The organism is Mycoplasma sp. 6243, from assembly GCF_051200785.1.
Taxonomy (GTDB): Bacteria; Bacillota_I; Bacilli_A; order Mycoplasmatales; family Metamycoplasmataceae; genus Mycoplasmopsis.
This window is the reverse complement of record NZ_CP195154.1, coordinates 929,073-941,408: the sequence shown is the minus strand read 5'-3', so window position 1 is coordinate 941,408 and position 12,336 is coordinate 929,073. Positions and strand designations below refer to the sequence as shown.

8 protein-coding genes are annotated in these 12,336 nt (G+C 28.5%); 7 read left to right on the top strand and 1 reads right to left on the bottom strand.

Features of this window, described 5'->3' with window-relative positions:
* The 7 genes from ACR82Z_RS03905 (at position 1) to ACR82Z_RS03875 (ending at position 10,981) form a co-directional block, all read left to right on the top strand.
* Positions 1-2,388 carry a S8 family serine peptidase gene (locus ACR82Z_RS03905; protein ID WP_435129079.1) on the top strand — a complete coding sequence of 796 codons (2,388 nt, stop codon included), beginning with the start codon at positions 1-3 and terminating at the stop codon, positions 2,386-2,388.
* Positions 2,389-2,406: 18 nt separating this feature from the next.
* Entirely contained in the window at positions 2,407-3,699 is a 1,293-nt protein-coding gene (locus tag ACR82Z_RS03900; RefSeq protein ID WP_435129076.1) for a hypothetical protein, read from the top strand.
* Between the two features lie 241 nt (positions 3,700-3,940).
* The gene (gene rpsL / locus ACR82Z_RS03895; protein WP_435129073.1) at positions 3,941-4,354 is read left to right on the top strand and encodes a 30S ribosomal protein S12; all 414 of its coding nucleotides are present in this window, start codon (positions 3,941-3,943) and stop codon (positions 4,352-4,354) included.
* 34 nt (positions 4,355-4,388) lie between these two features.
* Entirely contained in the window at positions 4,389-4,859 is a 471-nt protein-coding gene (gene rpsG / locus ACR82Z_RS03890) for a 30S ribosomal protein S7 (protein ID WP_435129070.1), read from the top strand.
* An 18-nt stretch (positions 4,860-4,877) separates the two neighbouring features.
* Positions 4,878-6,968 (top strand): elongation factor G, encoded by a 2,091-nt coding sequence (fusA, locus tag ACR82Z_RS03885; RefSeq protein WP_435129067.1) that lies wholly within the window; start codon positions 4,878-4,880, stop codon positions 6,966-6,968.
* A gap of 289 nt (positions 6,969-7,257) precedes the next feature.
* Positions 7,258-9,060, top strand: coding sequence for a translation elongation factor 4 (gene lepA / locus ACR82Z_RS03880; protein ID WP_435129064.1), 1,803 nt, complete (start codon positions 7,258-7,260; stop codon positions 9,058-9,060).
* Positions 9,061-9,079: 19 nt separating this feature from the next.
* Complete coding sequence (locus ACR82Z_RS03875; protein ID WP_435129061.1) at positions 9,080-10,981, top strand: M13 family metallopeptidase; 1,902 nt, start codon at positions 9,080-9,082, stop codon at positions 10,979-10,981.
* Positions 10,982-11,024: 43 nt separating this feature from the next.
* Here ACR82Z_RS03875 and ACR82Z_RS03870 read toward each other — a convergent pair whose 3' ends face one another.
* Positions 11,025-12,242, bottom strand: coding sequence for an IS3 family transposase (locus ACR82Z_RS03870; protein WP_435129058.1), 1,218 nt, complete (start codon positions 12,240-12,242; stop codon positions 11,025-11,027).
* Positions 12,243-12,336 lie beyond the last annotated feature (94 nt).

Here is a 12,336-nt window from a genome sequence, read left to right as displayed (position 1 = left end):
ATGAAAAAAAATATAAAGAAATTTCTTTGGTCTTTCAGTCTTGTAAGCATAACAATAATAACTGTTTCTGCTAATACATCAGCTCAAAAATATAACGAATCAATTTACATTAATAATAATTCTTATATTAATTTAAATGTAAATGACTATAATAAATTGATTAATATGTATGTACCATATTACAATAAACTCGGTTTACGCTATGAAAGAGGTAATAGCTATTTTACAAATGAATTTGATAAAGTAGGAATTATCGAGTTAGGAAATGTCGATCAAAATTTACTTTTCTCAAAAAATCCTGATTTCAAAATTAAAAAATTTGATATTGATAATTATCAATATTCAAATCATGCATGAAATGTTGTTTCTACTATTGGTACTGATTTTGGAATCAATAAAAATGCAGATATTTATTTTTCAAATAATTTTGATATACCAGATAGGAAATATTTTGATGTAGGAACAAAAGGAGATGAAGTTTGGAAACAAAAGGCATATGATAATATTCTAAAAAGAATGTATGATAGGTATGGTGTTAAAATTTTTAATATAAGCATTGGTCAATTAGATACACCATTAGATGGTTACTTTTTGAATTTTTCAGATAATATAAAAAAATTATTCATAAATGATGTTCAAAGTTTTGAAGATAATTATACAACAGAAGAAGATGAACAAAATTTTTATGCTTTATCAAGTGCGATAATTAATTTTTATTTTGATACAAATGAGAAATTTAATCACTCTATTACAAAGAACTGAGATAATTTATTAAATGCTATTAATGAACAAGCACTAATATTTGATTGAAAAGTTATCTTCTCTGCAGGAAATTCAAGTGATGAAACAGTTGATGCATGAGAAAATCTGGATTCATATTTCGATAAAAACAATTTCTTTATCAATGATAAAGATAATCATTTAATAGACATTAATTGAAATAATGTCTTTAAAAAATTTAAAATTGTAGCAAAAAATATTTATAAAAAACATTATAGTAGTTTTAAGTTATATCCTAATTCAAAAGACATAAAAGGTATTTATTTATTATATGACTTTTTGAAAAATAAAGTCGAAAAGAATAACTATATTTATCATAGCAATACCTATGATGATTTTAATAATTGAGAGTTCGGAAACCAGTTAATAAGTTCTCGCAATATTTTTAGTGGACTCTTAAAATGAGAGAGCATAAAGAACAAAGAAAATATAATTAATGTAGGATCTGTATCATATGACAATAAACCATCCAATTTTACATCGTTTGGTAATTCTAAATCTCCATATTTGCCTTTAATTTCTGCATATGGATCAAGTTTAGTCGAAGATGAAACAAAGATTAATAAAGATAATAAAAATCATTATTCAAGCGAGGAAATTAACTCTATAAACAAAAGATTACCTGAATATTTAAAAGAGAAAATTAATTATGCAATGAATTTTAATGGTACAAGTAAATCAGCACCAATGATTACTGGTTTAATTTCATTATTACAGCATAAATTACAAAGAGAATTATCATTGAATGAAACAAAATTACTTCTGATAAGTTCATCAAATTATGCATCAACAAATACAGCAAAATTAGGTAACTTAGATGTTGCACTTAATTATAGATCTAAAATTTTCCCAAGTGAAATTTGAAGAATAAATAGACAAAAAAACAAAACTGGGTTTGGAATACCAAAATTTTTCAAAATGTTTAAGATATACAATGAAAATAAAATAGAAAAACTAGATTTCAATCTCCTCAAAAAACAAATAGATGAGTATCCATGAAAAGACCCAGAAGCAAAAAGAGATAGCTTGCCTAATTTTCAAAATCTCAATCATACATTTGTCTCTTCATATAAAAGTTTTTTTTCAGATTATATCGAAAAACAATATTCAAATACAATAAAAAAAGAATATGATAATTACAATCCATGAGTTATTTTAAAAACATATATTTTTGAAAATGATAAGAAAAAAACAATAACATGAGATAATAGAAAATTCGATGATATAAACAAGGTTTATGAACTTACAGGTTATCTTAATTCTGTTTTAAAAAATGATAAAAATGAAATAATATATAAAAAACGTTGAATGAAATGATTAAGAACAGACTATTCAAACATCGATAGAATATATTTTGGTAATTATAAATTTCTTTTTAATCCTGAATATACTTTATATATTTACCTTATCGAACTAAAACACTATATGTTAGAATATACTAATGCTTTTTATGATAAAAAACAGAAAAACGATGCTAATTATCAGCAAAATAAGAAGAATAATATATACGAACAAGAATTAAATAAAAATCTTATGATTTTAATTGACGGATACTTTGAACACATAAAAGAGAATTTAGAAATTTTGTCTTATTATGAACATAATTAAAGGTTAATTTTATTAATTATGAAAAAAAATAAATATCTTTCTCTTTTTTTGTTATTTTCAGTTTCTTCTATTACATTAACGTCTTGTGGAATAAAAAATGAATTAAAATTTGATTTATCAAAAGAACTTATAAATAAGTCAATACATTACTTAAACCAAGATGGACAAAACTTAGTTAGAAAAATTAGTGAACATAAGAATTTAAATGATGAATTTAAAAAACATATAAATTCTTTTTTAAATTCATTATCAAACTATGACAACAATAAAGAATACTATAATCAATATCTAAGTTTTCTTAATCAAATTATAGAAATACAAAATGATACATCGTTAATAAAACTTTCCGATACAGATCACTATATCGGTGATAAAAACATCCAGACATTTTATAATCGAAGTTATAGTTATAATATACAAAATGAATTAAATCATATAATTTCCGTTGAACACAGCGATAATCCAAATAAGAATAAAATTCCTGATATTTACATCAAAGAACTCTCAAATATTTATTCAACTATCTTTGATTATAACAATCCATTTCTTCTTTCATATGATACAAAAAATCAAAATAATGTAGATTCTGCATTACAAAAATCTTTTTATGATGACAATTATTTGGATACAAAATGAAATTTTGAAAACAATTTTTCTCCGAGAATACTAAATCCTGAAATTTTTGATCTGAAGACAAATAAATCGCAGGAAATAATAAATTATTTGGACCCGATTAATACATATTTTCCTTTTCGTAAAATTTTGCGTTTTCAAATAAATGATGATTTAAAACAAAATGATTACTATATAAAAATTCAAAAAGAGAAATTAACTAGTGGTTCTATTTTTATTAGTTTTAAATTTGTTAAACAAAATAAACCAATCAGTTTTAATAAATATATTCAGCAAAGGTATGCTAAGAAACCTTTATTTGAAGTCAATAAACCACAAAGTACCTTATTTATAGATATTTCTAGATATTTAGAAAAAAACATAAAAAATAAGATGTTATTTTATATTTTCACTTACGATGCCAATTCAAAAAATACTGAGGAAAAAATTTATGATTCTTTCTTGAAGAATCAAAACATTTGAAAATATCAACAACCTCAAAAAGAATCTATAAGAATTTTCCATCTAGAAAACACAATAATTTCATCTGAAACCTTTGATTTTACATCTGCATTGGTTTATAATAAAAATGATAAATTGAAACAAGAGTATTATCGATTATTATCATTATTATATAACGGAAAATCTGTGCTTTCTTTGTTTGAAGACTACAAAAAATACAACAAATCAAATCCTTAATTTGATAAATCATTTAAAATTGGGATATATCAACCTTTTATGCATAATGCTTTATATAATAAAATCTGAATTTGAGTAATTTTGTAGTATAAAAATAATAAAATTTATATTTTGTAAATTTTTATCCCTTGTATATAGTAATAAAAAACTGTAAATATGATACACACGGAGCAGTTGTTAGTGTATAATTAAAAAGCAATTTTTATATCATTATTGTTAATATTAATTTAGAAAGGATAAAATGCCAACAACTAATCAGTTAGTTACAAATGGTCGTAGTTCAAAGGTTAAAAAGCAAAATGCGCCTGCTTTAAACCAAAGCTACAACTCATTAATTAAAAAATCAAAAAAAATGGCTTCTCCATTTAAGCGTGGTGTATGTACTCGTGTCGCAACAATGACACCTAAAAAACCTAATTCAGCATTACGTAAATATGCTCGTGTTAAGTTATCAAATACAATGGAAGTTACAGCGTACATTCCAGGAGAAGGACACAACTTACAAGAGCACTCAGTGGTATTAATACGTGGTGGTCGTGTTAAGGACTTACCTGGAGTAAGATACCATATTGTTCGTGGAACACAAGATGCTGCTGGTGTTTCAAAACGTAATCAAGGTCGTAGTTTATACGGAACTAAAAAAGAAAAGAAATAAGCATAATAATTAATTTTAAACATAAGGAGGACAAATGTCAAGAAAGAAAAGTGCACCTATCCGTGAAGTACTTGCAGATCCAGTTTTTAATTCAGTAGTTGTTACAAAATTAATTAACCAAATTATGCTTGACGGAAAGAAATCTATCGCACAAGATATTTTATATTCAGCTTTTGAATTAATCAAAAGTAAAACTAACAAAGAGCCAATGGAAGTATTTTTAGCTGCTGTTGAAAATATTACACCACAACTTGAAATTAGAACAAGAAGAATCGGTGGAACTAACTACCAAGTACCTACCGAAGTTCCTACTCGCAGAAAACAAACATTAGCATTAAGATGACTTGTTCAATATGCTAGATTAAGAAACGAAAAAACTATGGATGTTCGTTTAGCAAACGAAATCATTGATGCATCAAATAAAACTGGTGGAGCAATTAAAAAACGCGAAGACACCCACAAAATGGCAGAAGCCAACAGAGCTTTTGCACACTTTAGATGATAATCAGAGTTATAAAATAATATGGCAAGAGATTATGATTTAAAAGACTACCGTAATATCGGTATTATGGCCCACATTGATGCAGGAAAAACTACAACAACCGAAAGAATTTTATTCCATACAGGTAAAATCCATAAAATCGGGGAAACCCATGATGGTGGTTCTCAAATGGACTGAATGGATCAAGAAAAAGAAAGAGGAATTACCATCACATCTGCTGCTACAACAGCTTTTTGAAAAGGTAAAAGAATCAATATTATTGATACCCCTGGACACGTTGACTTCACCGTTGAAGTTGAACGTTCATTGCGTGTTTTAGATGGTGCAGTCGCTGTCTTAGATGCACAATCTGGTGTTGAACCACAAACTGAAACAGTATGAAGACAAGCAACAAACTACAAAGTTCCTAGAATAGTTTATGTAAACAAAATGGATAAAGCTGGTGCTGATTTTGCTGCTTCAGTTGCTTCTGTTAAACAACGTTTAGGTGGAAACGCTGTTGCTATTCAGTGACCAATTGGTGCTGAATCAGAATTCAAAGGAATTATCGACCTTGTAACCCGTGAAGCATATACATATAATGGCGAACCACAAGAAGAAGAATTTGCAACAGCAATACCAGAAGATCTTAAAGACATCATTGAAATTAAACGTCAAGAATTATTAGAAGCAGTTGCTGCTTTTGATGATGAACTAATGATGAGTGTTTTAGAAGGACATGAAGTTGAAATACCTGCTTTCAAAGAAGCGATTCGTAAAGCGACATTATCTTCTGAATTCTTCCCAGTAGTGTGTGGAACATCATTCAAAAATAAAGGTGTAAAAAAGATGATTGATGCTGTTGTTGATTATCTACCATCACCTGTTGATATTCCAGCAATCAAAGCACATGATAACGAGCATGAAGTTAGTGTTGAAGCAACCGATGATGGTGAATTTGCCGCATTAGCTTTTAAAGTTATGAACGATCCTTTTGTTGGTTCATTAACTTTCTTCCGTGTATACCGTGGAGTTTTAACAAAAGGAAGTTATGTATATAACTCTACTAAGGGAGAAAAAGAAAGAATCGGACGTGTATTGCAAATGCATGCCAACAGTCGTGTCGAAATTGATGAATGTCGTGCCGGAGATATTGCTGCAGCTGTAGGTTTAAAATATACTACAACTGGGGACACCTTAGTTAATGAAAAAGGTGCGAAAATCATCTTAGAAAAAATGGTATTCCCTGAACCTGTTATTTCTCAAGCTCTCGAACCTGAATCAAAAGCAGCTACCGAAAAACTTTCAATCGGATTACAAAAATTAGCTGCTGAAGATCCAACCTTTAGAACATATACCGATGATGAAACAGGTCAAACAATTATCGCTGGTATGGGTGAATTGCACCTTGATATTATTGTAGATCGTTTAAAACGTGAATTCGGAGTTCAAGCAAAGGTTGGTGCTCCACAAGTTTCTTACCGTGAAACAATCACAAAAACAGCAGATGTCGAAGGAAAACATATTAAACAATCAGGTGGTAAAGGACAATATGGTCATGTTTGATTAAAATTTGAACCAAATCCTGATGGTGGTTTTGAATTTGTTGATAAAATTGTTGGTGGAAAAATCCCTAAAGAATACATTAAATCAATTCAAAAAGGACTTGAAGAAAAAATGGCTGCAGGAATTTTAGCAGGATATCAAATGATTGACATTAGAGCAACATTATTTGATGGTTCATACCATGATGTCGATTCATCTGAATTAGCATACAAAATAGCAGCTTCTAAAGCCTTAACAAAAGCAAAAGATATGATTGGGACTGTTTTATTAGAACCTATTATGGATGTTGCGGTTGTTGTTCCATCAGATCATATGGGAGATGTTATCGGTGATTTATCACGTCGTAGAGGACTGGTGAATGATCAAGAACAAAGAAGCGATGGTGCAGTTGTTGTTAAAGCAATGGTTCCGCTTGCTGAAATGTTTGGTTATTCAACCGAACTTAGATCAATGACTAGTGGACGTGGTACATATCAAATGCAATTTGATCACTATGAAAAAGCACCAAAAAACATTGCTGATGAAATTATTAAACGTAGAAATATTCAATCTAAAGACGAAGATTAATATTAACAATTTCATAAAATAATAACAAAACACAAGAAATTTTCTTGTGTTTTGTTATCTTAGATATGGATTTTATGTTTACTTACAACTTATTTCCATATCATTATATCTACTTTATTTTTAGTAGAAGACTTATAAATACATACTAATAACAAATAAATAAAAATTACTTTTTTGCATTATAATTTAAATATAAAAAAGTAACAAAACAAATTTATAATGCAACGCAAATGATACATTATACAAAATTTAATACGCATAAAGAAAGAATTTAATATAATTTAATAATATGAAAATAGACAAATCAAAAATTAAAAATTTTTCAATCATCGCACATATTGATCATGGTAAAAGTACCCTCGCTGATCGCATTCTTGAAATAACTAACACTGTTGCAACAAGAGAATTAAAAGAGCAATTTCTTGATTCAATGGATTTAGAAAAAGAGCGTGGAATTACTATAAAACTTAATGCAGTGCAAATTAAATATAAAGATTATATTTTTCATCTTATTGATACCCCTGGTCATGTTGATTTTACTTATGAAGTTTCACGTTCCTTGGCAGCTTCTGAAGGTGCTTTGTTACTAGTTGATGCAACACAAGGCATTGAGGCACAAACTCTTGCAAATGTATATCTTGCTCTAGAAAACAACCTTGAAATAATTCCGGTAATTAATAAAATTGATTTGTCATCTGCAGATGTGGAAGGTGTTAAAAAAGAAATTGAAGATGTTATCGGGATACCAACCGAGAATGCTGTATTAGTATCAGCAAAAACAGGATTAGGGGTAGATAAGTTACTTGAAGCAATTATAAAATATATCCCGTCCGCAAAAGATGCTGATGATGATAAACCATTAAAAGCTTTAATTTTCGATAGTTATTTTGATCCATACCGTGGTGTTGTAATGTTAGTTCGGATTTTTGAAGGGATCTTAAAAGCAGGTGATAAATTTAAATTTATGTCTCGAAACGATGAGAACAATCGCTATCATGTAATCGAATTAGGGGTCAGAAATCCTTATGAAACTAAAAAAGAGGTGTTACAAGCAGGTGAAGTAGGTTGAGTTTCTGCAGCCATCAGAGATGCTAAGGAAGTTAATGTCGGTGATACCATTACATATTTAGAAGAACCAACTCAAAATGCTTTACCTGGTTATAAAAAAATGAAACCTGTTGTTTTTACTGGATTTTATCCAGTTGATACACGAGATTATTCACTACTTAAAGAGAGCTTAGAAAAAATTTCTTTAAGCGATTCATCAATAAGTTGAGAACAAGAAACATCCAAAGCATTAGGATTTGGATTTCGTGTTGGTTTTTTAGGACTTTTACATATGGAAATCCTACAAGAACGATTAGATCGTGAATATAAAGTTGGTATCATTGCAACTTCTCCAAGTGTAGAATATAAAGTTACCGCCACCAAAGGTGAAATAGAAATGATCGCCAATCCTACCTTACTCCCTGATCGAACATTTATTGAAAAAATCGAAGAACCTTATGTGCAAGCACAAATTTTTATCCCTAACGACTATATCGGTAATGTAATGGAATTATGTCAAAACAAGCGTGGGATATATAAGTCGCTTGAAATGATAGATTCTAAGCGTTCTAATGTAATTTATGAACTACCATTGGCTGAAACTATTTTTGATTTCTTTGACCGTCTTAAATCAACTACCAAGGGCTATGCTTCATTTGAATATGAATGATTAGGATATCGTGAAAGTGATTTAGTAAAAGTAGATATTTTACTTAACGGGGATAAAGTTGATGCTTTTTCAATTATATGTCATCGTGATCGTGCTTATGAACAAGCTCGACAATTATGTGTTAAACTAAAGGATGCTATTCCTAGACAAAACTTTGAAGTCCCTGTGCAAGCAACAATCGGTGGAAAAATTATCGCTCGCGAAACTATTAAGGCTTATCGAAAAGATGTTACTGCTAAGTTATATGGTGGAGATGTAACTCGAAGACAAAAGTTACTTAAAAAGCAAAAGGAAGGTAAAAAACGTATGAAAAAACTTGGTAGCATCGAAGTTCCACAAGAAGCCTTCTTATCAATTTTAAAAACTAATATATAAACAAAAAAATAGGAGAAATATGAATAAAAAAGATGATTTTTATGAATATGTTAATGCAGAATGATTAAAAACTGCTAAAATACCAGAAGATCGTTCATCAATCGGATCTTTTGTTGAGTTAGAGTTAAATTTAGAAAAATTACTTAAGAACTTAATTTCCCTATGATCATTAGGTAAACAAGAATTGCCAAAAGATCATCCGATGATGTCTGATTTAGTAAAATTTTATCAACTCATTATTAATTCAAAAAAAAGAAATGAATTAGGCTGACAACCTGTTCGTAATTTTTTAGATAGAATATATCAATTTAACTCTTTTAATGATATTTTCAATGCAAATCGTGATGTGTGATTAAATTACAATTTCTTACCATTAGAATTACAAATTTATGAAGATTTTACAGATAATGATAAAAGAATTTTATGACTTGATTCAGTTTCAGTAATCTTACCATCTAAGGAAACTTATGAGCAACCAAAAGAAAAAGAAAAATTACTTAATGCATGAAAAAATATGGTAAATGATTTACTTTTAGATTACGGTTTTGCTCAGCAAAAAGTAAATATAATGATTGAAAATGCGATTGCTTTTGATGATATTTATAAAGACTACATTCTTTCATCAGTCGAACAAGCTGATTATGTATCCTTATATAATCTGAAAACCAGAGAAGAACTAAGTTTGTTTTCTAAAAAATATGACTTTTTAAGACTCTTAGACTTAATTATTGGACAAAAAGTATCAGAAGCATCAATTCCAAATCTAAGACTTTTTGCTAAGTTTGATGAAATTTTTAATGAAGTAAACTTTGAAAAATTCCGTGATTCAATGTTTATTAAAAATATGCTAGCAACTACAACTTATTTATCAGAAGAAATAAGAATTAAAGCAACCGAGTATGCTAATGCAGTAAATTCAGTGGCAAAAGTAAGAGAATTAAATGATTTTGCATATGATTTAACCAGTAAGTTCTTTGGAATGCCACTCGGAATGTTCTATGCTGATAAATATTTTGGATCAAAAGCTAAAGCAGATGTGGAAAATATGATTGCATCTATGATTGATGTATACAAAGATAGTTTATTACATAACAGTTGACTATCAAAAGAAACAATTCAAAAAGCAATCTTAAAACTTGAAAAATTTGAACCAATGGTAGGTTATCCAGAAAAAATTCGTCCATATTATGCTAAATTTAAGGTAAAAACATATCAAGATGGTTCTAATATTTTTGAAAACATTAAGGAATTTAACAAACATATCAGTGAATATCAATTATCCTTATATCATAAATCAGAAGATAAAAAACTTTGGGGTATGACACCCGCTACAATTAATGCTTACTATAATCCGATGCGAAATCAAATTGTTTTTCCTGCTGCGATATTAGCATCTCCTTTTTATGATGTAAATCAGTCTAAGTCGGCTAATTTCGGTGGAATCGGGGTTGTTATCGCACATGAAATTTCACATGGTTTTGATAACAACGGAGCACAATTTGACGAAAACGGTAAGTTAAACAACTGATGAACAGCAAATGATTTAAATGAATTTAAAAAGCGCACTCAAGCAGTTATTGATCTATATGATGGAACAGAGACAGAATATGGCAAAGTGAATGGAAAATTAACAGTTTCTGAAAATATCGCAGATCTAGGTGGATTTGATTGTGCTTTAAAAGCAGCTCAAAAATATCCTGATTTTGATGCACATGCTTTCTTTGAAAACTGAGCTACTGTTTGAAGAGCAATTTATAAAGAAGGTAGAGCAAAAAGACTACTTGATTCAGATGTACATACTCCAACCAAAGTACGTGCAAATAAAGTTTTATCTAATAACGAATTATTTTTGAAAATCTACGATATAAAAGAAGGTGATCAAATGTATTTATCACCTGAAAAGCGCATTAAAATTTGATAAAAATATCCGCTTATTAAACAAGGACATAAAAATTAACAGAAAATTAACATTGTATCATCTCGGCATATTGCTGAGGTGATTTTCAATCTAAAACAGATTGAATTCGTTTTGTATTATATCAAATTATGTATTGGTGTATTAGTTTTTTTAATTCATCGAAAGTAATTTTTGAATAATCAACCTTTTTTAGTCATTCTGATTTTAAGCAAGAAAATCAATACTCGATTTCTCTATTATCCAAAGAATTACCAACTCTTGAAAATGATACTTTTCCATTCTTTCTTTCTATCATATCAATATAGTATTTTGAAGTATATTGATATCCATGATCCGAATGGATTATAAAAGAATCACGATTAAAATCTTTAATGTTTTTAAAGTTATCGATAACAAGTTTTAAATCATTTTTGGTGGATATTGAATATCCTAAAATTCTTTTAGTTTTATGTTCAATAATTGCAGATAAGAATATATGGTTTTGGAAAGGTTTTAGGTCAGCAGGAGCAGGGATATATGTTACATCAGTAGCGATGATTCCTCTAGAATCTTTATCATTAAAATCTCTTTTAACTAGATCTTCTTTTTGAAAATTTGTATTCTTCTTTTCACGAACTTTTTTCTTATTACGAACAAAAGATTTTATATTTAAATATTTCATTATTCTTCCTAAAGTCCTGTAATTTATGTATATTCCGTATTTTTCTCTTAATACAATAGACATTTTTACACGACCATAAACTTGCTTGTTTTCGTAAAAAACTTTCAGGATTATTTCTCTGTATTGCTCGTATTTTTCTTCCTTTTTGCTTATTGAATTTGTTTTTCATTTTGAGATAGTTTGTCTAGTTGCATCTAATATTTCTGCTGTCTTAGTTTGTGATAAGTCTTCTAATTCATGAGACTCATTTTTCTTTTGATTCTTATCCATTTTTTCTGCGATTTCATAGTATCGAGTCGCGATAATTATTAGATCTTGTCTGGTAAATTTTTTCAAAATTTGGAACCTTAGATTTTCTTGTCTTTCTTCGGTCTTCCAGAACCTGGTTTTCTTTATGAACCACTTTTTGGTTAATAATTGATTTTCCATATTTAAATTATAATATGAAACAATTTTTTTCAATCTATTTCTTAAACTTGTTGATTTAATAAAGATTAATTTTGACTCGATTTCTTTCATAAAATATAAAGCTTTTTCGGTTCCTTCACTTGAATAAATTTCAAAAATTTTATCAAATTCTTCCTTCTTAAAACGCCTTGACATTGCTTTCCTTTCTTTAATATTTTTAGGCGCGGACACCCCTAGGGGTGTTGGTTAATCCTATTAATAAAACAAAAAAATTAACAGAATTAATTGT